The organism is Oceanospirillum beijerinckii DSM 7166 (assembly GCF_000422425.1).
GTDB classification, from domain to species: Bacteria; Pseudomonadota; Gammaproteobacteria; order Pseudomonadales; family Halomonadaceae; genus Oceanospirillum; species Oceanospirillum beijerinckii.
This window is the reverse complement of record NZ_KE383829.1, coordinates 81905-108076: the sequence shown is the minus strand read 5'-3', so window position 1 is coordinate 108076 and position 26172 is coordinate 81905. Positions and strand designations below refer to the sequence as shown.

The window sequence follows — 26172 nt, the reverse complement described above, 5'->3', positions numbered from 1 at the left end:
ATACAGATACAGATACAGATACAGATACAGATACAGATACAGAAAAGGGTGACAATTTATATATTGTCACCCTTTTGTTTGTTATAGCAGTTATGCAGCGCTCTATATTCTGGAAGGATTCAGGACAATGCCAACTCAACCGCCTTGGCCGCATGCAGAGCTGTCGTATCATATAAAGGCACCTGTGTATGATTCTGCTGCACCAATAAAGCAATCTCTGTACAGCCCAAGATAATGGCTTGGGCTCCCTTTTCGGCCAGTTGATCAATCACCTCCAGATAAACCTGACGAGACTCTTCCCTGATCTCTCCCTGACACAGTTCCTGATAGATAATATGATGCACCTGCTCCTGCTCAGGCTCTTCCGGCACCAGCACCTCAATACAGAATTTATCCTTCAACCGTTGCTTATAAAATGCCTCTTGCATGGTAAACCCCGTCCCCAATAGACCCACCTTAGTGCAACCATCAGCCAGCAAAGCCTCAGCGGTAGCATCGGCAATATGCAGAATAGGGATTGAGATACCGGATTGAATCTCATCAGCGACCTTATGCATGGTATTGGTACAGATCAGCAGAAAATCGGCACCACCAGCCTCAACCTTCTGTGCGGCATCAGTCAGTATCTCCGCCGTTTGTTGCCATTGTCCCTGATGTTGCAGCTGCTCAATCTCGGCAAAATCCACACTATAGAGACAGATCTTTGCCGAGTGCAGGCCGCCCAATCTGGCCTTAACTTCCTGATTCAACGCCTGATAATAGCTGGCCGTGGATTCCCAACTCATACCGCCTAACATACCGATTGTCTTCATTATCTTCCCTACTCTCTCTCTAATTACCAGATATCTCAATGGCCCGCTATCTCGAATTACCTTCTATCTCTAATTGCTCGGCCATTTCTAACTGCCCGATATATAAAGTCACGCAGACTCAAAAATCAGGTCTAAATAAGATTAAACCAGTACAAAATAAACCGAACCCGCCGTTAACAGCGCCATCACACTATTAAACTGCAAGCGGCTTTTTTCATGGGTCAAAAAACGACCAATCGTACTACCAAAGCCTGCCCAGGCATTTTGCGTAAAACTCATCACCACAAAGGCCACCAATAAAATTTGTACCACTGACAGCCAGTAAGCCTCACCACTAACAGAAAAGGCCGACACCATAGAGAGTGACATGACCCAAGCCTTAGGGTTGAGATATTGAAACAGTGCAGCCTGCACTAAAGTAATCGGTTGTTGATCTGCCGCGCCTTCTGCCATTGCGCCACTGGTAAAGATTTTCCACGCCAGCCAAATAAGATAAGCCGCACCAGCCAGTTTTAACATCTGATGAAATAACGGCCATTGCTGGAACAACACGCCCAGACCCGCCGCCACCAGGGCTATCTGAGACGCCATACCCAAAATAATGCCGTAAACCGCAGGTAGAGTACGCCAATAACCAAACTGCGCCCCGGTCGCCGTCAGAATGACATTGTTTGGTCCCGGCGTACCTGCTGTGGATAACACAAACAAAGCCAGTGGCAGATAAAAGGTTTCCAGAGAAAAGGGCAGCCAGCTGCTATGCTCTATCGTCATGTTTTCATCTTCCTGTCATTGGACAAGATTCAATTGTCCCAATACAATTAACAGCAATCTTACATTGTCTTCATTGTCACTATAGTTTTATAGATACAATTATGACAATAACTTTATTGTCACCATGACAATAGCCACCAGTCAAAACCGCTTACACTGCACAGAGCAGGGACACGACAAGACAGTGACTTTTTAGCGAGATGTTTTGCTCTGGTAATAAATAGAGTGACAGCATGATGTGGACCCCAGATTTAGAACACTATAAAGGCCCTCGCTATACTGCTATTGCCGATGCGATGGCTGATGCCATTAAAAGTGGAGAGCTTAATGATGGCGATCGCCTGCCCACCCATAGGGCGCTGGCGGATCAACTGGGCGTGACAGTAGGTACCATCACCCGAGCCTATACCGAAGCGGAACGCCGTGGTTTTGTGAATGCCCGTGTCGGACGCGGTACCTTTATCGCCACACAACATACCCAAGGACAAAGATTTCGTATTCCCGGTGAAGCAGAACCCAATGCCGTGGATCTCAGGCTGAATCTTCCGGTAGCCAAAGACAGGGCGGATGTACTCAGTAAGGCAATGGCTGAGCTGGCGGCAGAACCCGAGCAGATGAATCGCCTACTGGGTTATCAGCCAGATATCGGTCTACCTGAGCATAGAGAACAGGCGGTGAACTGGTTAAAACAAACCGGCTTACATACCAGTGCCGACCAGATTGCTATCACCAACGGTGGCCAGCATGGCATTATGCTGACTTTACTGGCACTGACTCGCCCTGGAGACATTATTCTGTCGGAAGCGATGACCTATCCCGGTTTTATGGCAGTAACTCACCAACTTCATCTGCGTCCGCAGCCGGTCGCTATGGATGAGGAAGGCGTGATTCCATCAGCCTTTGAAGATGCCTGCAAGCAGTTCTCACCCAGAATTCTTTACTGCACACCAACCCTGCAAAACCCGACCAATGCGATTATGTCGGAAATTCGTCGGGAAGCCCTGGCCGATGTGGCCCGACGCTACAATGTGTGGATTATTGAAGACTCCGTTAACTCTAACCTGATCTCAGAAGCCCCAACACCTCTGGCAGAAATTGCACCGGATAAAGTGATCCATATTAATAGTGCCTCCAAAACCCTGGCAGCAGGTCTACGGGTAGGGTGGTTAGTATCCCCCCCAGAAGTGCGTCAACAGATCGCCAACGCCTTAAGAGCCAGCTGCTGGATGACCAGCCCTCTGTTAGCGGAAATTGCCAGTCGCTGGATCTCCAGCGGTTTAGCTCAGACACTACTGGAGCAACAGAAAGAGGAGCTTACACAGAGAAATCTGCTTCTGGATCAATACCTTGGGCCTTATGGCCTCCAGTCTAATCCCTATAGCCTGCATGCCTGGCTGGAATTGCCAGAGCTCTGGCGCAGCAGCGAATTTATCGCCGCCGCGGATAAGGAAAACGTGAAGGTGATTGGTGAGGATAGTTTTATTGTCGCCCAGTACCGGGCACCGCAAGCAATCCGACTGTCTTCCAGCTGTGCCTGGTCGCTAAACCATCTGGAAAAAGGATTAAAGGTATTAGCCAGATTATTACAGGAAGAGCCACAGCCAACACTGTCGGTATTCTGATCTTTTCGGGATCGGTGTGACGTATTACTGGAAATTAGCATGACTACAATCAGGAAACTCCCTGATTGCACACAACGTGCTATCAGGGAGATGATCTTACAAGGTCGAATTAGATAACAAACTTACCAGCTTCAGCTTTTAGATCACCGGCCAGATCAGACAGTTTGTGTACCTGCTGTTCACTTTCTTCAGCATCATGTGCCAGGTCGTCAGCAAAAGAGCGGATATTTTGCGTATTACTGTGAATTTCCTGGCTGATAGCTGCCTGCTGATTCGTCGCAGCCGCAATCTGTTCCGATAGTGTATTGATGTGTTGTACGGCACTTACGATCTCAGTCAGCATGTTCTGTGCCTGGATCGCGTCTTCCACACTGTCCTGTGCCAACTCACCACTGGAATTCATCAATTCGGTCGCTTGCAGTGCGGAGTTCTGTACCGACTCCATTACTTCCTGAATCTCACTGGTAGATGTACTGGTACGTTGCGACAGGTTGCGTACTTCATCGGCTACGACTGCAAAGCCACGACCGGCTTCACCAGCGCGAGCCGCTTCAATAGCTGCATTAAGGGCCAGCAAGTTAGTCTGCTCAGCAATCTCCTGAATACTGGTCAGAATATTGGTAATGCCCTGGGCGCTGTTATTCAGATCGGTCACCACCTGGCTGGCAGTGCTGAGTTTATCCGCTAGTTCTTTCACGGACTGCTGACTCTTATCGACCTGCTCAATACCCTGCTCACCCAGCTTCAGAGTGGTCTTCACCTGACTCGAGGTATTACCAACATGCCCCAGAATGCTTTCGGTCGCCAGAGATAACTGATCAATGGCATCGGCTACCTGAGTGGTCTGATTCTTCTGCTGATAGATCTTCTTGCTATTCTGCTCGGTCTTATCAGCAATGATGTCCGACTGCATCCCCAGATCAGAGGCAGTGTGCTCCAGCTTACTGATGATGGTATGCAGGTTGCCAATAAAGTGGTTAAAGTCATTAGCTATTTCTCCAATCTCATCTTTACTACGGGTATCAATACGCTTAGTCAGATCACCTTCTCCTTTCGCGATATAGCCCAAAGCACGCCCCATAGCATGCAGATCCCGCAGCAACACTTTTACCAGCACGGCGACAGTCAGCATAACAAAAACAAAGATTGCACTACCGATAATGATCTGCACCATTAAGGTTTCACTGAAGGCGGCCATCTCGGTGGCTTTGTCTACTTCAACGCCCAGTAGCCAGGAGGACTGTGGAATCTTAGTCAGATGAACCAGTTTGTCACCCTGCGGTGTTGATACTTCGATCAGGCGTCCTGCTGAAGCCAGGTTCTGTACCTGTTTATCCTGAATAGCAGGATAGAGATCTTGAATAGGCTTAAGCTGATAGGCTTTGTCGGAGTGGGCAATCAGGGTGCCCTGATCGTTTAACAAAAACAGTTGGCTGTTTTTACCAGATTCAAATCCAGTAATCTCTTTAAATAGATCTTTTAGCTGCAAATCGGCACCAATAATGCCCATGATCTGTCCGCTTCCCTGAAGAGGGCGGGCGATGGTAAAAGTCATCTCTTTGGTCGTGCGATCTTCATACGGCCCAATCAGCACCATCTTTTTCTCGGCCATACCCTTTTTGTACCATGGACGGGTTCTGGGGTCGTAACCATTAACAAACTTAGTATGGCCATTACTGCCGATACGGGTACCATCAGTTAGCCCGGCAAAGATAGCGATAAACTCTCCGGCTTCACGAGTCATTTTCAGCTGTTCGATAAAGCTTTCCTGCTGAGCTGGTCGACTGGCCAGGGTGTTCAATAGCTGGTACTTGGAAGATACCCAGCGTTCAACACCGGTACTGACCGCGTTAGAAACGCCCTGAACTCTATGCTCTACGTTCTCTTTGGTCAAACCTGATAGGCGGTAAGCGGAAAATCCGGTCAATGATATTGCGGTAATCAGTACCGCCAGGGTCGCCATAAGGATTATTTTGACCCCAAGAGAAAGCCCCTTCATCGTTTTTACTGTCCCTTGTTATGTTATTCAGTACGGACTAGCAGGGTGCCGGAGAGAGTCATTTCAGACGGGACTATTGAGTGCGTCTGATTCCCTTCAGCATGCTGCTCCTGGCTATCACCCTACCACTAATCTGTTAAGTAGGGAAAATCTAAAAAGATTACCAACAATACTAACAAGATGAGAAAAAATCACTTGGATCGATATTAAATGTTTGACGAAGCAAGAAAGCGCATAGAAAAGTTACAAGCAAAGAAAGCACTCAGAAGAAAACAGGACAAAGGCTATGGCAGATAATCCATTGCCCTGAATAAAGAGAGTCTAACCAGTGCGCGGCACGAATCATCGCTTTTACCACACGGATGGGTGTTGGGGTATTGTTCCACCCAGGGTTTGGATACACCAAAGACTTTTTCTGGGTTGTTTTTCCAGATCTCGTAGTCGGTTACAACCGGTACACCGATATCGTTAAATACCGCCTGTTAGTTCCAGTGTTCGCCCACGCAGTAGCCGTAGATAGTGCCGGCTCCATGGTCGCTGGCATCTGAGGTGGTGGCGTTACAGATAGCAGGGCATCGGCGACCTAGGTATCGCCTTTATGGGGTGCATAGAAACCTGAGTGGATATCACCGGCCACGAACCAGCTGACGGAAATATTCATCAGGCTACACAGAGTAGTCGCGGTGACAACGGCCAGCGTTTTTTTCATAAAGCTACAGCGTGACAGACCGTTAACAGTAGTGGAGCAGGAAAGTGCTTTTTACTCACCACCTATATCTCCTTTACTCACCACCTATATCTCCTTTACTCACCACCTATATCTCCGTTTTCACTAATATTTTTTGCGCTTGATTGGGTATTGCCGGTTAGAGTGGGTCAAGCGTAATCAGATTCTCAAAATAAAAAAGGCGCTTGCACTTCACCTCTGGTCAGAGAGGAAGTACAAGCGCCTTTGTTTGTGTTTTTATCTTGTTTTTATTTGCTGCTTTGTAGCTTTTGATCTGCCGGAGCCGCTTTTGGCACTATGGAAGATCTTGCTCTTACTGGGTCGAGCATCTTGTTTTTCTTAGTTATCTTGTTTAATGCATTGGCTATGCCATAAATAAAAAATCTTTATTAAACAAGTTATTATCTTGTTTTTTACTGAGTTTAAGTCCTATTGTGTCTGTTTTGTGTGCACTCGGATTGTTCATAAGCGCGCTATTGTGTCGCCTGATGGTGCAGTGCGTTTAGGCCTCAGCCTGCTAACGATATTCTCGGAAGCGATACGATAACCCGCATCCAGCAGGGCTTGCTCCAAAATAGCCGCACGGGCGGGTTCATTATCCACCAGCATTACGGACAGGTTGAGCTTAGGCATGCGTTGCATAGCTGAAACATCTACAGGGAAAATATACGACTGCGTTTAACACGGTGGTTTTGTATCAACTGAATCAATAGGATGAGTCCGCAAAAAACCAGAAGCGGGAGGCTGCCATATTGAGCATAGAGCGTATGCCCGTTCATCGACCAGACTTCACCACGGACTATCGCTTGTTCAAACTGAGGTGCTGTGGCTTTGATACGCCCCTGTGGATCAATAATAGCTGTCACACCATTATTGGTGCCCCGTAGCATATAGCGCCCATTTTCGGCGGCACGAACCTGAGCCATCTGTAGGTGTTGCAAAGGCCCTACCGAACGACCAAACCAGCTATCGTTGGAGATAGTAATCATCAGATCACTCTCTTTGGCCTGCTGACGAACAAACTCTGGATAGACCACCTCGTAGCAGATAAAAGGGGCGATATTCAGACCTTTAGCCTGTAACGATGGTTGATTATCATCACCTCTGACAAAACTGGACATGGGCAGGTTAAAAAAGTCGATAGCCCCTCGGAGCATGGCCTCTAACGGTACATATTCACCAAAAGGTACCAACTTCTGTTTACGATAAATACCATCACCATCGCCCCATACCAAGACACTATTATAGTATTGAGCCGGCTTGATAGAGGCAGGTGTTGCACGCTCTGGCAAACCGGTAATCAGGGCTGTATTTTCCGGCAGATCATCAATGACACGATTGAGATAGGCCCTGGACTGGCTGACCAATAAAGGCACCGCCGTTTCAGGCCACAGGATCAAATCAGCATTTTTAATATCCTGACTGAGGTTCAGATAGAGCTGCAGGAACTCATCACGATATTGGGGTTGCCACTTCTGGTTCTGATCAATATTACCCTGTACTAAGGCTACCTGAAGAGGCTGTTTGCGGCTGGTTTGTGTCCACTGCACACTGTTCAGTAAGTGAGCACCGGCAAAGACCACTACAATAAAAGCCACTAGAGTGCGCAGTTTTAAGCGTTGCTGAATAAAGCGATTCAGCATCACACCGGCCATTACCAGTATAAAGCTGGCCAGATAAACCCCTCCGGTGGGTAGCCAGGATGAGAGAGGAGAGTCGACCACGCTATTACCCAGATATAGCCAGGGAAAACCGGTCAATAGCCAACTGCGCAGCCATTCAAACACGACCCATAATGCAGGGAAGCACCAGACAGGGGAGATATGGTTAAACAGGCGTTGGAAAATAGCGACCTGAATAGCAGGTAGCAGGGATAACCCCATAACAAAGGCCAGAGTGAGCAACAGTGCCAACGGCATACCGGTAAAGCCAAAATCATGGATACTGATATAGACCCAGGAAGCGCCGTTACCAAAAAGACCTAAACCGAAGAACCAGCCTACGACAAAACCAGAGTGGTTGCGCTCCTGACTAATATTACGTCCCTGAATGGCAAACATCAGAATACAGATAGCCAACGGCGTAATATACCAGAACTGGAAAGGGGCAAAAGACAGTGGAACTAACCAGCCTGAAAAGGCGGCGAGTAGATAGCGATGCAACCCCTGTCGGGTTGAAACTTGCTGGAGCAGGCTGGAAATTGCCATTTTATTATTATATCCCTACTGTCTTGTATCTGGGCAGACTATCAAAAGCAGGCTTGGCTGAAAACTATCCGGTCAGTGGAAAATTGATAAAAGAGGAAAAAGGTGCGAAGAATAGGATACGCTGGCCGTTGACCAGAGTATCCCGGATAAGGATCAGTTATAGAGCAGCATGATCAGGCTTCTCTGCTCACCTGCAGCAGACGAATACGGCGATTGTCGGCGTTCAGCACCTTAAACTCCAGACCTTCCAACATGGTGCATTCGTTACGATCCGGCAGATGGCCAAAGCGCTGCATAATAATACCGCCGATGGTGTCGAAGTCTTCGTCACTGAATTCGGTGCGAAAGTGCTCGTTAAAGTCTTCAATAGGTGTCAGAGCTTTAACGATAAACTTATGTTCATCAATCGCACGGATATCCATATCATCTTCTTCGATGTCGTGCTCATCTTCAATCTCACCGACGATCTGTTCCAGCACATCCTCAATAGTTACCAGTCCTGCCACACCACCGTACTCATCAACCACAATAGCCATATGATTGCGATTGATACGGAACTCGCTCAAGAGGCTGTTCAGGCGCTTGGATTCAGGAATAAAGGTTGCAGGACGTAGAATCTCTTTCAGATCGAAGTCACTGCGATCTTTTTTCAGCATCAGTGGCAGCAGATCTTTTGCCAACAGGATGCCGATAATTTCATCTGGTGTTTCACCAATAACAGGAAAACGGGAATGCGTGGACTCAATAATGAGGGGAACAAAGCTTTCTGGTGTCAGATCGGCTTTAACCGCCACCATTTGTGAACGAGGAATCATAATATCCCGAACCTGCATCTCATTGATCTGCAGTGCACCTTCGATGATGTTCATCGCTTCGGCATCCAGCTTCAGGCGCTGTTCGGCATCTCGAATAAATTCGAGCAGCTCCCGACGGGTTTTAGGCTCACCTGTCAGGGAGGTCATGATATTTCTTAGCCAGGATCTTTCCTGACCGTTGCTCGATCGGTCTTCGCTCATGTGTTGCTTTCCTACTAGTCCTTAATCCAGATGATAAGGGTCTTTAATATTTAGGGTTGCCAGGAGATCGATTTCTAAACTTTCCATCTCTTCGGCTTCTTGTTCTTCTATATGGTCATAGCCCAATAAATGCAAGCAACCGTGAATAATCATATGGGCCCAATGATCATTCAGGGCTTTATTCTGTTCCTGTGCTTCCTGTTCCACGACATCAGCACAGACAATCAGATCACCGAGTAAGGGTAGTGCAACTTCCGGGGGTGACTCAAAGGGAAAGGATAAGACATTAGTCGGCTTGTCCTTTCCACGGTATTGATGATTCAGCGACTGGCTTTCCACAGGCTTAACAACCCTGATGGTAACCTCGTTACCGGTCTCCTCATGAGCATCCAGTACGCACTGCACCCAGCGGGTGAAATCAGCTTCGTCCGGTAGATTAGCGTTTTCGCAGGCCAGCTGTAAATCAATGATAGCGTCAATGGACATAAACTAGCTCTCAGTATCCGTTGGCTTCTGGTCTTCTGATGCGCTTTGTTGCGGCTCTACCTGAGTTGGTACTTCAGGTGCCGGTTGGGTTGGGACAACCGGTTGCTGCGCGGCTAACTGGGCTTGCTGGCGTGCGACTGCACGGGCTTTACGCTCTTCAGCCTCCTGAATTTGCGCCTGCGCTTCGTGTTTATCGTAGGCTTCAACAATACGTTGCACCATAGGGTGACGTACCACGTCCTTCGATTCAAAGCGGGTAACACCGATACCCTCTACTCCATCCAGTACATTCAACACATGTACCAGGCCGGATTTCTGCCCTTTTGGCAGATCAATCTGGGTCACGTCACCGGTAATCACCGCTGTAGAGCCAAAACCGATACGGGTCAGGAACATCTTCATCTGTTCACGAGTGGTGTTCTGACTTTCATCCAGAATGATAAAAGCGTTGTTCAATGTTCGACCACGCATATAGGCCAGAGGAGCGACTTCGATGACATTTTTTTCAATCAGTTTTGCCACCTGCTCAAAACCCAGCATCTCATAAAGAGCATCATAAAGCGGACGCAGGTATGGATCGACTTTCTGGGACAGATCACCCGGTAGGAAACCCAGCTTTTCACCGGCTTCCACCGCAGGACGCACCAGCAGAATACGACGGACTTCATCATTGGTCAGTGCTTCAACTGCACAGGCTACCGCCAGATAGGTTTTACCGGTACCGGCAGGACCCACACCAAAGTTAATATCATTGGTCATTACAGTGCGCACATAACGCTGCTGATTAGGGCCGCGAGGCTTGATGGTGCCCTTGGGTGTGCGCAAGGTGATCATCTCATCGGCCGAACCGACGCTATCTTGCTGAGCCTGTTTTTCCAGCTCTTCAATACCGGATTGCTGCAGATGAAGGTGGATCATCTCTGGCGTTAGCTCGGTACTGGCCGCTTCATCGTATAGAGTTTCAAGCAGGTGCGCTGCGGCACGTACTCGGTTCTGCTCACCGGCCAGCTGGAACTGATGGCTGCGGTTACGGATGATGATACTCATCCTGTTTTCAATCAGGCGAAGATGTTCGTCGTGAAGGCCACAAAGGTTGGCGAGTTGTTGAGCGTCGTGAGGTTCCAGTTCTATCTTGAGAATATGGGTTTGACTGTTCAAAATCTTTCCTGTTTGCCTTGAGCCGGTTAGCTGGAATCAAAACGGGTCTGTCTGCTATGGCACTGCACTGACAGAGGGACGCTATGACAGGTTACGCACCAATAAATCGATGTACTGAGTCACAGAGTGCTTGGCCAATATGACACTGTACTTACAATACAGAATAGCTTCTGTTGCGATTGCTCTGGTTGATCCAGGCGGATAGCAACGTTAACCCAGAGTATATTTTGGCTTCCAGCTTGTCCTTTGCGTTTTGTTATCAGTTGGTAAGTCAATCAGTTAACCGAAATGACGCGCTTCAGGGAAAGGGGCATTTTGAGGATGACTGATCGAACAAACTTTGTCGCACACGATATTCCCGTTATTATCAATGCGCTGGAATATCGTGCACAGGGTTTGTATACGGCATTTATCTATATAGCGTGCTATATGGTGCCTTACGTGAAAATTTAAAGTCGAGAGCTAGTAGCTGTTCTCATCAATCATCTCACCACGCAGAGAGTGCGGCAGTGCCTCGGTGATCTTCAGATCCACAAAACGACCAATCAGATCCATCGGATTTTCAGCACGGAAGTTCACCACACGGTTGTTCTCTGTACGGGCTTGCAACTGACCTGGATCTTTCTGTGAGAAGCCGGTCACCAGGCATCGTTCTACGCCACCAACCATACGGCGGGCAATCTGCATCGCCCGCTGGTTGATACGATCCTGCAAAATCTTCAGACGCTGCTTCTTCACCTCTTCCGGGGTGTTATCTTCCATATCGGAAGCAGGTGTACCCGGACGAGGGCTGTAGATGAAGCTGAAGGAGATATCGAAGCCGATCTCTGCAATCAGATCCATCGTGTCTTTAAAGTCTTCATCGGTTTCGTTCGGGAAGCCGACAATAAAGTCGGAAGAGAAGCAGATATCAGGACGTTTTTCCTTAATGCGCTTCATCTTGGCGATATACTCGTCACGGCTATGGCCACGCTTCATCGCAGTCAGAATGCGATCCGAACCGCTCTGTACCGGCAGGTGCAGATGGCTCACCAGCTCTGGGACTTCGGCGTAAACATCAATCAGACTATCGCTGAATTCTACCGGGTGAGAGGTGGTGAAACGGATGCGGTCGATACCGTCCACAGCTGCAACAAAGGTGATCAGCTCCGCCAGGTCGATCTCTTCACCTTCTGCGTTAAAACCACGATAGGCGTTAACGTTCTGACCCAGCAGATTGATTTCACGTACACCCTGTTCAGACAGGTGCACCACTTCTGCGATCACATCTTCAAACGGACGGGAAACCTCTTCACCACGAGTGTAAGGTACCACGCAGAAAGTGCAGTACTTGCTGCAGCCTTCCATAATAGAGACAAAAGCAGTCGCACCTTCCACCTTAGGAGCTGGCAGGCGATCAAACTTCTCGATCTCAGGGAAGGTCACGTCAACCACGGCTATTTTATTTTTCTTGGAAGCGTCGATCATCTCTGGCACACGGTGCAATGTTTGCGGACCAAAGATCACGTCAACAAAGTTGGCGCGTTTTCGGATATTGTCGCCTTCCTGACTTGCAACGCAACCACCGACACCAATCACCAGATCCGGGTTCTTCTCTTTCAGCTTTTTCCAACGCCCCAGCTGGTGAAATACCTTGTCCTGAGCTTTTTCACGGATGGAACAGGTGTTCAGAAGTACAACATCGGCTTCCTGCTCGTTATCGGTCAGTTCCAGCTCGTGGCTCTCGCCTAACAGATCTGCCATACGTGCGGAGTCATATTCATTCATCTGGCACCCGTGGGTTTTGATGAACAATTTTTTAGCCATGGATTACACCTGTATCAATATCGTGGAAAAGTGGTAAACGTGCGCCGATTGACCGCAGAAAATACCCGGAAATAGACGGCTCACCTTGAAAAACGCACCATTATACGAGCCTGATGGCACTGCGCCTAGCCTGTTGGACTAAAATATCTATAACTGCCGCAAAGGTATGATTACACAGCCTACGACACGGTATCTGGAGCTATGACCTGAGCCGTACCTAAAGCAAGGTTAACAGGCTGTCGGTTATTTTTATCATCAAGAGAGCAAGTCCGTGTCAGGGGAAGTTTTTCAGCACAGCTTTATGGTATTCTCCCGGCTCTTTGCAGAGTGATAAGGCGCTGTTTTTAAACAGTCGTCAGGGGTTAGGAATTCAGCTTTGGGAGCCACTATGGCCGACGCACAAACTATTTATCGGGTGATTTTTCTTAATAAGGATGAGGTTTACGAGCTGTATGCCCGCCAGATCTTTCAGGGCGACCTATTTGGTTTTCTGGAAGTAGAAGAGTTTATTTTCGGTGAACGCAGCCAGTTAGTAATCGATCCCGGTGAAGATAAGCTGAAACAGGAGTTTTCCGGAGTAAAGCGCAGCTATATCCCCTACAACTCCATTGTGCGTATCGATGAGGTGGAACGGGAAGGCGTAGCGAAGACCAGCGAGTGGAAACCCAACAGTAATGTGGCGCACTTTCCCAGTCGCCCCATGCCAACACCTCCAGATCAGGACCGTTAGAGTCTCTATGTTCTGCTGATAAATGTCTTTCAGGTCTAAAGCAGCAGTGAATTTTATCTGTGCATAAGCGATGATAAAGGCAATGCTATGCAGTGGACTGAGTCTGGTATTCTTGCTTAGTGAGACAGAACGCGCAATAGCGGCATCGAACCGCATAATTTGGAGCAAACATTATGGATAAAGCCTTCTGGCATCAGCGTTGGCAGGAAGGACGCATCGGCTTTCATCAGGATGAAGTGCACCCTGCATTGCCTGAATATTGGGATTATGCACCTCATGGGGCATCCGGTGTAGTCTTTGTTCCTCTGTGTGGGAAATCCAATGATATGGTCTGGCTGGCGCAACAGGGTTGGCAGGTCATTGGCGTTGAGCTGAGCGCTGTGGCTATTGAAGATTTTTTTGCTGCTCAGGGTCTGGTGCCTGAGCGTAGCGCAATAAATGAATCGCTTGCGCTCTATGAAGCCGGTGCTTACCGCCTTTACTGCGGTGATCTGTTTCACCTGCATCGAGATCAACTGGCAGAGGTGTGTGCGGTGTACGATAGAGCTTCCCTGGTGGCGCTGCCTGAACCGATGCGACATCGTTATGCCTTCCATCTGGCGCAGATGTTATCACCGGGTGTATCCATGCTGTTAATTAGCCTGGAGCATGAAAAGCCAACAGGACCTCCGTTCAGTGTTGAGCAGGAAGAGATTCAATGGCTGTTTGGTGCGAACTTCGAATTAAATCAGCAAGCTAAACTGCCCGAAGATGATCGCAACGTAGTGGATGTAGTATATCGTATGCGTCGTAAGGGAAGGCATAACGCCCCACGGGTGACGTCAAAACTACCGGCTTGACCAAGCTGACAACATTTAATACCAAACCGGATAAGTGGTTGTAGGTCGAAAAAGCCGCAAGGCGCCTTCCGACAATCATCCGATACCGGAGCCAATGTGGTGGCGCTTCGCTTATCCAACCTGCTCTGATATCAAGAAACTTATCGGGAATGGTATAAGTTGGCTCAAAAACAGATTTATTTTGAGCAGACGCTGCTCAAATTATCGGTTCTTGAGCAAAGTTTAAAATGCGTTGGTAATAAAAAATCCCCGGCATTGTAAAATACAATGCCGGGGATTTTTTTATCTCTGAAGCGGCTCTCTGAAGTAGCTCAGTGAGCGTTATTGAACGCTGGCAGCACCCGTCATCATCGCAGGCTGACCAACTTCGACCATATCCATAATAATACGGCCACCTTCTACCAGCTCAATATCATTATTTGGATCATCCTTAATCTCTTCCAGGTCATTCAGAGAATCCAGTGTTTCCTGATTTTTTGCCTTCCGACGCTGATTCTCCAAGGCCAATTGCTCCTCTTCAATGCGCTTACTATCTTCCTGACGGCTCTTCTCGTTCAGACTAATCGTCTTAATAGCACGGGTTTTCTCCAGAAGCGCTTTCTGCTTATTTAAGAAAATAAGATCTGGATCTGTCTTGGTGCGTTTGTCATGTCGATCCCGTAATTCCGATAGCCACAGCGGCAGATTGCTGTAGTCTTTGTGGCGTACGGCCTGAACCTTGTCCCATGGCAGAGCAAATTCCAGCGCACTTTCACCGACCTCATTACTGTCTACCAGGCTTGGGAACTGGATATCAGGCACAACCCCCATATGCTGAGTACTCTCACCTGAGATACGGTAGAACTTAGCGCGGGTCAGTTTCAGCTGACCGTGCTCTAATGGGGATACAGATTGCACAGTACCCTTACCAAAAGTCTGGCTGCCAATCACAATACCACGCTGGTAATCCTGAATTGCACCGGCAAAAATCTCAGACGCCGAGGCGCTCAGGCGGTTCACAAGCACTGCCATTGGACCTGAATGGGCCACACTGCGATCCGGGTCACCCAAAATATCGATACGACCATCGGCATTACGCACCTGTACAGTCGCGCCACGCTCGATAAACAAACCTACCAGAGAGTTGGCTTCCTGCAGCGCACCACCGCCGTTATTACGCAGATCGATAATCAAGCCATCGATACCTTCCTGCAGCAGCTCATCAATCAGCTTAGCGACATCACGGGTGGTACTACGATAATCTTCTTTACCCTGACGCCAGGCATCAAAGTCAACATAGAAAGCAGGGATATCAATGACACCAATACGCTGTGCCTGACCGTCTTTTTCCAGAGTAATAATGGATTTTTTTGCCGCCTGATCTTCAAGCTTCACCGTATTACGTACGATAGACAGCTCTTTGGTCTGGCTATTATCAGCAGCATTGGCTGGAATAACCTGCAAGCGTACGGTACTGGCTTTGGGACCACGAATCAGGTCAACCACCTCATCCAGTCGCCAGCCGATGACATCAACCATCTCACCATCTTTATCCTGGCCAACACCGACAATGCGATCCGCAGGTTTCAACTCTCCAGCCAGGTCTGCAGGGCCACCCGGCACCAGACTCACCACCTTGGTAAACTCATCTTCCATCTGTAACAGCGCACCGATGCCTTCCAAAGACAGCTTCATACGGATATTGAAAGTCTCAGAGCTTCTTGGCGATTGGTACTGAGTATGTGGATCGTATAACTGAGTATAGGCATTCATAAAGATCTGAAACACGTCCTCACCACGGGTTTGACTAACGCGGTTTAGCTGGTTTTCCAGACGGCGTTTCAGGGTCTTTTTTGCCTCTTCCAGGGTTTTACCGGATAGCTTCAAGCTTAACAGACTGTTTTTCAGGCGCTTTTGCCACAGCTGATCCAGCTCTTTTTCAGAATCCGCCCAAGAAAGAGATTCACGATCAAGCAGCAGGCTTTCATCGGTATCAAAGCTGAAATCTTCAGGGAACTGCTCCAGGTTATCCAGCTGGTTTTGTAACCGGGCCAGTACTTTTTCCTGATATAAGTTGTAGATAGTAAAAGCGGCTTCCAGATTACCCTCTTCCAGATCGTCATCCAGACGGGTTCGGAAACGGTTAAAGCGATTGATATCTTTCTGGGTAAAATAAGCTTTTGAGCCATCCAGCTGATCCAGATAATGATCAAAAATCTGAATAGATAAGCCGTCGTTTAGGGTGACCTTTTTATAATGGCCATAACCCAGACGCTCCACGACGGCCTGGGTAGCCTTTTCCTGAGCAGGAGAAGGTTCTAGTGTCTCTGAACGCTGAACTTCGCTGTACGCATAACCGGATGTCAGGGTTGATAGCAGGAGTAGCACAGCACCAAGCCGGTTCATGGACCGATGGGCAACCTTGAAAAACATCTAAATCTCCGCAAGTGTCGGCTAAATGAGCCTTTCAGTAATATTTTAGTCTTCTGTCAACGCATTGGATCAGAAATCAGACAGACTTTGTTATAGTACACTATGAGCCTTAGTTTGGTTCATCTTTCATAAAATAGGAAATTTCCTTCTGATTCAACCTGTTCTTGGGTGTTTTGATGACTGAGTTCGATTTTAACCAGCAGCTGCTTGATTTTTTAAATCAATCCCCGACTCCATTTCACGCCACGCAGACCATGCTGACGGCTTTTACCGCTCAGGGGTATCAGCAACTGAATGAACGCGATGCCTGGTCATTGCAACCAGGAGGTCGTTATGTAGTGACCCGAAACGGCTCTTCGATTATAGCCTTTACATTGCCTTGCGATCCTTTGAAGACAGGGTTCAGAATGTTAGGCGCTCATACTGACAGCCCTTGCTTAAAAGTGAAGTCACAACCGGATCTTATAGGGCAAGGCTATCTGCGTCTTGGAGTGGAAGTGTACGGTGGTGCAATTCTGAGCACCTGGTTTGACCGGGACCTATCCATTGCTGGCCGGGTATCGTATCAATCTTCTAAGGGCGGAGTGGCCCATGCGCTGATCAACTTTGAACATGCCGTGGGTATTATCCCCAATCTGGCCATTCACCTGAACCGTGAGGTGAATAAAGGTGTTGAGATTAACGCACAGACCAATTTGCCTGTATTGTTGATGCAGCAATCGGAAGAAAGTAATCAGGGGCAGGCAGGCCAGCAGGACTTTAATCAGTTGCTGTTGGAGCAGCTGAGAAAGCAGGGCATCGAGGATGTAGCACTGATACTGGAACACGAATGCTTTCTGTATGATACTCAGTCAGCCTCTTTGCTTGGCGTAAAAGGTGATTTTATCGCTTCAGCGCGACTGGATAATTTACTGAGCTGCTATATCGCTATGCAGTCACTGCTCTCGGCTCCTGAGAATGTACCGTCTTTGCTGGTATGCAACGATCATGAGGAAGTGGGTAGTATGAGCGCATCGGGGGCTCAGGGACCTTTCCTCCAGTCCGTACTGAAGCGTATTGCCGATTCAGAAGAGCGTTATCAACAAATGCTGGCGGCTTCAATGATGATCTCTTGTGATAATGCCCATGGCATTCATCCGAATTACGCCAGTTACCATGATAATAATCATGCCCCATTATTAAATGCCGGTCCTGTCATCAAGCTTAATGCTAATCAGCGCTATGCAACCAATAGCGAAACATCAGCTTGGTTTCGTTTGGTCTGCCAGCAGATGGATGTGCCGGTACAAAGCTTCATTATGCGCAGCGATCTGGCTTGTGGCAGCACAATAGGCCCTCTGACCGCAGCTGAGCTGGGTGTAAGAACACTGGATATTGGTGTACCTCAGTTTGCGATGCATTCCATTCGCGAAATGGCCGGTAGCAAAGATGCCCATTATTTATATCGGGCGTTGCAACAGTTCCTTGCATTAAAAAATATAGGGTAACTTGGACCTGGAGCGAAGATCAGCGTCGAGCGGATTGCATTATGCAGTTCGCTTGCACGGGGTAAGCTAAAGACTATATTCAGTTTATAGACAGATAGTTCATTTTCAGACAGATAATGACTTCAGTTGAACAGAAGGTTGGGTCACTGTTCAGATAGGGAAATTTCAGGCATAAAAAAACCGGCTCTTGCCGGTATCTGTTATGAAGACTGCCTTAAGATTGGCTCCCCGAGCAGGACTCGAACCTGCGACCAATAGATTAACAGTCTACTGCTCTACCAACTGAGCTATCAGGGAACTTCGCACAACCTTCGGGCGCAAATTATACTGATGATAGAAAAAGCGTCAACATTTTTTTATAGTTATTAGCGGCTTAGCAGTTTTTTGCCTAGTAGGCTATCGAATAAATTATTTCTTCTATAACAGGCATTGCACGTTATCTGAAGGTTGAGAGGTTCTTCTCAGAATCGACCCAGTATTTTGATTCGCTACAGGTTACAACAGTGACAATGCTTGGCCTGTTTCCTTGAAGGTACCCTCTTTGGCCTAAAGATGCCATATTGAGGTGCTGAGAGCATTGTGCACCGCTATTTCTGGTCTATCCGGCTGCGGCACACAAGATGTTGATTTCCCGATGAAGTGTATAAATCTTACCAAGATGACATAGTCTCTTGAGGCATGAAATACGAGCGCTGGCGATGAATATTTCAAAGAACTTTAAACTGAGCTTTTCTACTCAAGGTCTGTCAGCAGTAGGGTTATCTTCCTCACTGCTGCTATCTCCGGCAATGCTGACCCTCTGGCCTTCATGGGCCAAGGCAGATGAACCGGCAGGAAACATTGTCATCAGCACCGGGCAGAATCAAGTCATTCATGCCGATGGCTCAACTGAAAAATTGAAAACCCGCTCAAAGGTCTTCAGTGGCGATACCATCAAGACCGGAAAAAAAGGGCGTATTCATATCCGTTTCTCTGACGGTAGTATTCTATCGTTAAAGCCGAATACAGAGTTCAAAGTGAATGAGTATCGCTTTAAACCAGACGCTGAGAGCAATGGTAAAGCAGACTATTCACTGGTTGTCGGTGGAATGCGCACACTTACAGGACTGATTGGTAAGAAGCAGAAAGAAAACTATAAGGTTAAGACCGCAGTTGCCACCATTGGTATCCGAGGCACCAGTTATAACGCTGTGCTGGTGACACCGGAAAGTGTTGCAGAGGAACTGGACAATATTGCCACAGGTCTTTACCTCGGTGTTGATTCTGGACAGGTTATTCTGTTTAACCAGGTCGGTGATCAGCTACTGGATGAGGGCGAATTTGGTTACGCCGCATCTGCAAATAGTTCTATCCAGAAAACTCTGCTTCCATTTCCTGTTTTACAGCAGAGCTTCCAATCGCCTGACAGTAGTAGTGAAGATACAGGACAAGAAGATGATACCGGAGAGAGTGATTCGGAAAGCGGCTCTGAGAAAAGTACTTCCGCTAAAGACGGCTCTGAAGGTGATACCTCGTCAAAAGATAGACAGTCTTCAGATTCTGAAGAAAGTGAATCAACAAATCACTCAGCCCGAAGCCGTAGCGCATCTTCAAGCTCTCAAAGTACAAACAGTCAGTCTAATTCCAACCACTCTGGTACTGATACAGGGAACGAGGGCGGCTCTGACGGATCGGGCCTAGGTGATGATACCGACATTGCTGATATTAATGATCAAACAGATTCCGGAGACAACTCCCAAGGCAGAACAGATGACAGAGGGCCCAGCGAAAGCACTGATGTACCCGATGTGAACGATTTTGACGGCGATGCTAATGAGATCCCGGAACTGGAGGATTTAGCAGATGCCAATGCCGAAGCATCATCTGAGACAGAAAGCGGCACTGGAAACGACCCCATCTTACAGCAGGACACACAAAGCTCAGATCTGGGCGATGTGATAAATACGGTTGAAAGTGGTCGAACCGGTAGCAGCTCTGACGACGACTCTGCAACCAGTTCATCAGGTGAACCTCCAGCCCAAAATAGTGGCCAGGTCACTTTACTAGATATCACTATCAATGGTTTTGCAAATGATGTACTGAATCAGGGACTCCAGGATGGAGACCAGAATACCGGCTCAGGAAACAACCAGAAAGATGGGGAGCAGGCTCTGGCGGGGATTAGTAACGATGCCGATAATGGTAAGAGTTTAGTGATTGAAGCCAGTGGCGATAGCAATTCTGTAATCACACCTGAGCCAGAACCTGAGCCAGAACCTGAACCAGAGCCAGAGCCAGAGCCAGAGCCAGAGCCTGAACCTGAGCCAGAGCCAGAACCTGAGCCAGAACCTGAGCCAGAACCTGAACCTGAACCTGAGCCAGAGCCAGAGCCAGAGCCAGAGCCAGAACCTGAGCCAGAACCTGAGCCAGAGCCAGAGCCAGAACCTGAGCCAGAACCTGAGCCAGAACCTGAGCCAGAACCTGAGCCAGAGCCAGAGCCAGAACCCGAGCCAGAGCCAGAGCCAGAACCCGAGCCAGAGCCAGAACCCGAGCCAGAGCCAGAACCTGACACCGGTGGCGGTGGCGGTGGCGGCGGCGGCGGCGGCGGCGGCGGCGGCGGCGGCGGCGGCGGCGGCGGCGGCGGCTCGCCTGCTGTCACCACTACCTCTCCCGCTATTACCGGGACTGTATTAAAAGTGAGCTACGCCTCAGGGAGCAATCAACCTAGGTCTAATACACTCACCCTGGGTAATGATGACGGCAGCGCCCTGACACTGGCTAAGACACCATCAGGTATATCCGGTACAGCCTATTCCGGATCTAACACTGATAACTCTTTTTCGTTTGATGCCTCAAACGGAGCAGACAGTAATGCCACTGATGGGGCAGGGAGCTTATCGGATACAGGAAAGCGTGTGTATTGGGGCAAATGGACATCAGGATGGAAAGTGGATATTGAGGGCAATGAAGCAGCAGTTTCAGGCGCTCTACATTATATCTACAGCCCTGATGTGACATCTGTTGCGGATCTGGGGCAGAAAGTAGCGAATGAAGGGCGTCGCGTTATCTATCAGCTGACAACATCAGGCACAGCCCCAACCGATGAGAATGGAGCTTCAATAGGCAACTGGAGCAGTGGCCTGGCAACATTTGACTTTTCTGCTTCTGGCACAGAATCACTGAGCTCTCTTGAGCTTAAATTAGCACTGAGTAGCGGTGGAAGCCTGAATGTCAGCGGAGCAGGCACCGGCCTTATCATGTCGTCGCAGGAACAAAATACGATATTAACAGGCACCACCTGTCCACCAGGTGCTTCCTGCTTCAATGCAGATACCTATGATGGCTTGTTAAATTACTCTTTTGTTGGGACAGCGGCAGACCGTCTGGCGGGCAGTTATCATTTATACGATAGTAATAATTCAAGCGCTTTCAACTCTGCGGTTGGCACCCTGGTATTTGACCAGATACCAGATAGCACTGTGAATTATCAGCTGGTCTTCCCTCTATCGATGATCAGCCAAGAGAGCAGCCAGGAGATCAGGCAGCTTGATATCCTGGCCAATAGCCAGGCTCAGGTGCTGTTATCGGATACCAGTCATTATGACTTTACGATGATGAGCTACACTTCTGGAACGGATTATTACCGGTTTGATGGCGATGGCAGTTCGCTGATCTATGGCAGCGCCAGCGACAGTGGGTCAGCGGTCAGCAACCGGATTCATTGGGGGAAATGGTCATCACAAAGCTGGAGCGCATCCTATACAGATGACTCTGAGTCTGAGGGTGGCAGCTATAGCGCTGACAACATGTTACCGCTGTTCTTTACCTCGTCCGACAGCATAACACAAACACTACCTTCTTCCGGGCGCTTTAAATATAGCCCTGCCAGCACATCTGAAATTCTGCTGATCAATAGCCAGAACCAACTATTATCAGCCAGCGATAGTTACTTTGTCGTGGATTATGGTAAGGCTGACATCACAGATTTCAGTCTCAAGTTCAGCTCTGACGAGACCAGCTATAACTACAGCCTTTATCCTTCCGGCGCGTCTTTAGCTAGCAGTATGACATTGGATCTGCAGGATGAAAGTGCTAATAGCGGTTCCGTTCATCTGCAACTGGCGGGCGAAGATGCAGACAGAGCTCTTGCGAGCTTTAGCCTTACAACCTACGGTAATGATGGCAATATCTATGGCGTGGGAGGGTATTATGGTCAGGCGATAACAGATGCCGATCTGCCCGATAATACGGTTGTTTTGGGAAGCTTCCTGAATAGTGATGCAGGTGATCATGGTTATCTTGTGGATACGGAGATAACCTCTGCAGGCAGCACTTTTAAGAGCAATGGACTCTTTGCAGATAAGCCCCTGTATACAGGCAGTATATTAGCCACAGATATTAATAGCAGCTCTGCTTCTGGTTTATTTTGCAATCTTAGTAGCTGCGCCATAGATTTTTCTTCCGCCACGGTAGCTGAGTCAGCTCAAGACAGTGCTTTTGGTATCTCCTATGGCCGCCTGAATGGCAACTGGAATACGGTGACTGGTGTAGATGGACAAAGTAATGACATCGTTGCTTATTCAGCGCGTGATTTTCATTATGTTTATTCAACGGATCGTACGACACAGAGTGAACTGGACGCCCTATCTGGATTCAAACTGTATACCGTATCGGGTGGTACTCAACCGACGAACCTTGCTAATACGGTAGGGTATTCTCCGGAATCAGGTTACGGCGTTGTCCAGTTTGGCTCAACCGCTGGCACAGGTCATCTGCACACACTAAACGCAGATACCTATGTCACCACCGACTGGGCTCTGGATGCCAACGCTAACGATTTCAACTACTCGGAGGCGTCTCATTCAACAGGTATAACAAGCAATACAGGAGGTATTGCCTACAGCTTTGCTGGTGATAGCGGCCAGAGAATCATCGTGTCATACGAAGCCAGTGTATCCGGTGGCCTGCAAAGTGGCGCTCTGGTATACAGCGAAACCGGTGTCAATAACTACAGTTATCAATTTGTATTACCAGGTGGCGCCTCTCCATCCATTGAGTTTATGCATGGAGGAAGCGGTCAGGTTATCACTGCAGCAGAAGGTCTCTCTCCAGCATATGCTGTATTTGATAACGCATCCTCTGTCGGCCAGCTGCTCCGGGCTCCGGGGTATGCCAGTGACTCTGCAGTGCTGGGTCAGCTTGATGGTGACTATCTTGAATGGGGTTATTGGGGCAGTGACGTTTCTATCACGGCAGCAGATACAGGCGTGGGTAATGGGTATGCAAAACCAGTTTTTTACTCCGTTGCCAAAAGCGTGCTGTCTTCCTCTGAACTGACAGCCTTAAGCAGCATGGGAGAAGTGACATATCGACCTGGTGCCGGTCATATTTTTCTGACCGACGGCACCACTTCAGCCAGCGTGACGGACAGCGAAATTAAGTTTAATTTCGCCAGCCAGCAGGTGACAGGCTTTTCTCTCGATCTGAATCACTCCGGTACAAGCTATCAATATGTAGCAGAAAATTTACCTCTAAGCCTGGACAGCTCCGTATTTGACAGTGAAGGTCATACGATGACACTGTCTATTACAGAAAATAAGCTGTCTCTGCCTGATAATGGTGAAGCCAACTTAAGATTCTCCGGCAGCGAGGCTGACTACCTATTGGCCAGCTATCTGCTGCCAACAAGCGGAGATATGCTGTATGGCGCAGGTGGTTATCAGGCATTAAAACCAGCAACAGGCCTGGCTAATGTTGCTTTTGCGACGTATGGCGCTTCTGATGGCGGTGCACCTTATACAGCTTCAGCTGTTGCTCTGGATACAGCCGAACCAGGAACCAGTTTCAACCTGCAAACCATTAACGATATTGGCAATGTTCCTGTTTCCGGGCAAACAATGTCCAGTGACTGGGATAGTGATGGTTCGTTCAGTATTGATACTTCATCCGGTCAGGCGTCACTATCTCAGGATGGAGGCGTTAGCTCCGGTTCCGAGGCTTTAAACTGGGGATTCTGGTCTGGCGCATCTAGCCTCAATGTGACTCGCAGCGGTAGTTCAAAGCTGACTGAAGGTTTCCATTATGTGTATAGCCCGAATGTTAATAATTTGTCCACAGTCAGTGGTAACACATCCGGACTGATTCGTTATACCGGCGTGGGAACTAATCCTACAGATCTTTCAGGTACAGGTGGCAGTCTGAATGGTGTTCAGTTATTGCTGGATTATAGCAAGCAGGAACTGGTCGCTCTGGATATCTCTTTATCACATGGCAACACTGACTGGTCTGTATATAAGGCCGGAGCCCCGGTGAGCCTGGCATCAACCAAAGATAATAACTGGCAGACCATCAGTCTGATTGCTGATAGTTCAGGTACAAGCATGGCCGGAACAGCCAGTATCAGTCTGATCGGAAATACCGGAGACCTGCTAAGCGGCAGTTATCAGCTATCAGAAGTTGAGGGCAGTGGACGTCTTGTTGGGGTGTTTGGTTTACAACAAACAGCTCTGGATACTCTGACTGAAACGCTATTCCTGCCTGTTCCAGTGAACCAGAATGGTACTCATCAGATTGAATTGATTAATGCCAGCGGGCTGACAGCTTATACCTCGCTCAATTCAGCTTATGGCCTGCCGGGGTATCTGGATATTGCAGGCGCTTGTGGGGGCTCTGCTTCTGACAGCTGTCGGCTACTCACTTACGATGGCACTCTTGATAGCAATAGGGTCAACCAGAATTCAGTTGTAACCTGGGGTTACTGGGATAGTTCAAACTGGCAAGTCAGCTCTGATAATGTATCAGCATCAGCCATAACGGATACTAAACTTCCGTTTATTATCAGCCCCTCTGTTCAATCATTTGATACTGGCATCTCCCTGAAAGGTGGAGTACTCACTGCAAACAGCAGCGATATGCAGGTAATGGGCGGAACTTCTCCATATAATTTGAGCAGTGAACTCTATATCGACTTTGCTGCAATGCAGATTATGCATGCTGAGGTCTCTTTTGAGGAGCAACCTATAGATGCGTCCACAATTAACTATAACTTTGGCACGAATACCCCCATCAGCCTGACTGGAAGTGATACATCAGTAGCTTTCAGCCTGGACCGGAATGATAGTGGGAATGGCAGTGGAAAAATGTCCGTATCGCTATTGGGAACAGATTCTGCAGATAGTATCCATGACGCTATGTCCGCATTTGTATTGTCTGATACTGACACCAATACAGACTTTTATGGCACAGCCGCTTATAAGCTGTCCTCCCCCCAAACACCATCAACCAGCGACTCAGGTCTACAGGTCTTAGCCGGTTATCAGAGCAGCAATGGCAGTACATCTTCTTTGGCAGCAATTGACACCGATAGCCGGGTTCACTTGGACAGTTCTAGCTCAGGGCCTGTTATGATATCAACCGGGCATAATACCGACAGCAACTGTAGCGGTTGTGCTGTTATGTCCGGCTCAATTAAAGCAGACTCTCTTGAAAGCGCCAACAGTGTATCCGCCTCAACACTGGATGTGTCCTGGGGGCGCTGGGCCAGCCCGGATATGGAAGGCTCTCTAGCTAAAACAGATATGCAACTGCGGCAGTTACACTTTATTCAGACCCATGACAGAACACCGGATAGTAATATTCAGAACCTAGCGGCTGAAAACCCTACTGGAACAATCAATTATAGCCTGATTGGTGGTAGTAATCCGGTGAACCAGACAGGAATGGAAGGCAGTTATGACTCAGTCAGTATGGGGGTTGATTTTGGTAGTCAGCAGATTCAGTCATTCAATATTAATATGACTTTTGGGAACGATACACTCAGCCTGCAGAATACTGATAATATTGCCGTCGATATAAACCCTATTCTGGAGGGTGGTGCTATTTCTATCGAAAGCACTGACAAGATGTACTCCGGTTCCGCTCACGCGGCATTTGTGGGAAGTCTGATTACCGTGCCTAATACCAGCCTTGAGGCACCTCAGGGCGTTATCAGTGCATTTGGTGCTCAAAGCAGCAGCGATACAGTATCCGGTGCAGTGCTGTTAGGTAACCCGACGCAAATACCTTGATTATCACTTCTGACTTAACGTCATAGATAGTCCATATAAAAAGCCGGGGTTATGC

Annotated in this window: 16 protein-coding genes, 1 tRNA gene and 1 pseudogene; 6 read left to right on the top strand and 12 right to left on the bottom strand. The window is 48.3% G+C overall.

Features of this window, described 5'->3' with window-relative positions:
* Positions 1-119: 119 nt before the first annotated feature.
* Positions 120-812, bottom strand: coding sequence for an aspartate/glutamate racemase family protein (locus H579_RS0120390; RefSeq protein WP_028302177.1), 693 nt, complete (start codon positions 810-812; stop codon positions 120-122).
* A gap of 141 nt (positions 813-953) precedes the next feature.
* A complete protein-coding gene (locus H579_RS0120385) occupies positions 954-1583 on the bottom strand; it encodes a LysE family translocator (RefSeq protein ID WP_102049400.1) in 630 nt (209 codons plus the stop codon).
* A gap of 233 nt (positions 1584-1816) precedes the next feature.
* On the opposite strand from H579_RS0120385, the gene ehuR reads away from it, so the two are divergent.
* A complete protein-coding gene (gene ehuR, locus H579_RS0120380; protein ID WP_051228097.1) occupies positions 1817-3205 on the top strand; it encodes a MocR-like ectoine utilization transcription factor EhuR in 1389 nt (462 codons plus the stop codon).
* A gap of 109 nt (positions 3206-3314) precedes the next feature.
* On the opposite strand, the gene H579_RS0120375 is transcribed toward ehuR, so the two are convergent.
* The 7 genes and pseudogenes from H579_RS0120375 to H579_RS26875 form a co-directional block, all read right to left on the bottom strand.
* Entirely contained in the window at positions 3315-5168 is a 1854-nt protein-coding gene (locus tag H579_RS0120375; RefSeq protein WP_051228094.1) for a methyl-accepting chemotaxis protein, read from the bottom strand.
* A gap of 355 nt (positions 5169-5523) precedes the next feature.
* A pseudogene (locus H579_RS28795) lies at positions 5524-5847 on the bottom strand (ABC transporter substrate-binding protein); the annotation flags it as partial.
* A 546-nt stretch (positions 5848-6393) separates the two neighbouring features.
* The gene (locus H579_RS28790) at positions 6394-6573 is read right to left on the bottom strand and encodes a hypothetical protein (RefSeq protein ID WP_084624262.1); all 180 of its coding nucleotides are present in this window, start codon (positions 6571-6573) and stop codon (positions 6394-6396) included.
* 11 nt (positions 6574-6584) lie between these two features.
* On the bottom strand, positions 6585-8138 hold the full coding sequence (lnt, locus tag H579_RS26880; RefSeq protein WP_051228091.1) for an apolipoprotein N-acyltransferase: 1554 nt from the start codon (positions 8136-8138) through the stop codon (positions 6585-6587).
* Positions 8139-8311: 173 nt separating this feature from the next.
* Positions 8312-9154 (bottom strand): CorC family transporter, encoded by an 843-nt coding sequence (locus H579_RS0120350; protein WP_028302173.1) that lies wholly within the window; start codon positions 9152-9154, stop codon positions 8312-8314.
* Between the two features lie 21 nt (positions 9155-9175).
* A complete protein-coding gene (ybeY, locus tag H579_RS0120345; RefSeq protein ID WP_028302172.1) occupies positions 9176-9640 on the bottom strand; it encodes an rRNA maturation RNase YbeY in 465 nt (154 codons plus the stop codon).
* A gap of 3 nt (positions 9641-9643) precedes the next feature.
* Entirely contained in the window at positions 9644-10798 is a 1155-nt protein-coding gene (locus H579_RS26875) for a PhoH family protein (RefSeq protein WP_169449727.1), read from the bottom strand.
* Between the two features lie 321 nt (positions 10799-11119).
* Here H579_RS26875 and H579_RS29950 point away from each other — a divergent pair, with 321 nt between their 5' ends.
* Positions 11120-11251 (top strand): hypothetical protein, encoded by a 132-nt coding sequence (locus H579_RS29950; RefSeq protein WP_281167078.1) that lies wholly within the window; start codon positions 11120-11122, stop codon positions 11249-11251.
* A 9-nt stretch (positions 11252-11260) separates the two neighbouring features.
* Here the strand turns inward: H579_RS29950 and miaB are convergent, their stop codons facing one another.
* On the bottom strand, positions 11261-12604 hold the full coding sequence (miaB, locus tag H579_RS0120330; protein ID WP_028302171.1) for a tRNA (N6-isopentenyl adenosine(37)-C2)-methylthiotransferase MiaB: 1344 nt from the start codon (positions 12602-12604) through the stop codon (positions 11261-11263).
* Between the two features lie 388 nt (positions 12605-12992).
* On the opposite strand from miaB, the gene H579_RS0120325 reads away from it, so the two are divergent.
* Both H579_RS0120325 and H579_RS0120320 read left to right on the top strand, forming a co-directional pair.
* Entirely contained in the window at positions 12993-13334 is a 342-nt protein-coding gene (locus H579_RS0120325; protein WP_028302170.1) for a DUF1820 family protein, read from the top strand.
* 173 nt (positions 13335-13507) lie between these two features.
* On the top strand, positions 13508-14173 hold the full coding sequence (locus tag H579_RS0120320; protein WP_051228088.1) for a thiopurine S-methyltransferase: 666 nt from the start codon (positions 13508-13510) through the stop codon (positions 14171-14173).
* A gap of 321 nt (positions 14174-14494) precedes the next feature.
* Here the strand turns inward: H579_RS0120320 and H579_RS0120315 are convergent, their stop codons facing one another.
* Positions 14495-16585, bottom strand: coding sequence for a carboxy terminal-processing peptidase (locus tag H579_RS0120315; RefSeq protein WP_245583325.1), 2091 nt, complete (start codon positions 16583-16585; stop codon positions 14495-14497).
* Positions 16586-16761: 176 nt separating this feature from the next.
* Here H579_RS0120315 and H579_RS0120310 point away from each other — a divergent pair, with 176 nt between their 5' ends.
* Positions 16762-18072: a M18 family aminopeptidase gene (locus H579_RS0120310; protein WP_028302167.1), complete on the top strand. Its 1311-nt coding sequence runs from the start codon at positions 16762-16764 to the stop codon at positions 18070-18072.
* A 221-nt stretch (positions 18073-18293) separates the two neighbouring features.
* On the opposite strand, the gene H579_RS0120305 is transcribed toward H579_RS0120310, so the two are convergent.
* A tRNA-Asn gene (locus tag H579_RS0120305) sits at positions 18294-18369 on the bottom strand.
* Positions 18370-18770: 401 nt separating this feature from the next.
* On the opposite strand from H579_RS0120305, the gene H579_RS26870 reads away from it, so the two are divergent.
* Positions 18771-26117 carry a FecR family protein gene (locus H579_RS26870; RefSeq protein ID WP_036567027.1) on the top strand — a complete coding sequence of 2449 codons (7347 nt, stop codon included), beginning with the start codon at positions 18771-18773 and terminating at the stop codon, positions 26115-26117.
* Positions 26118-26172 lie beyond the last annotated feature (55 nt).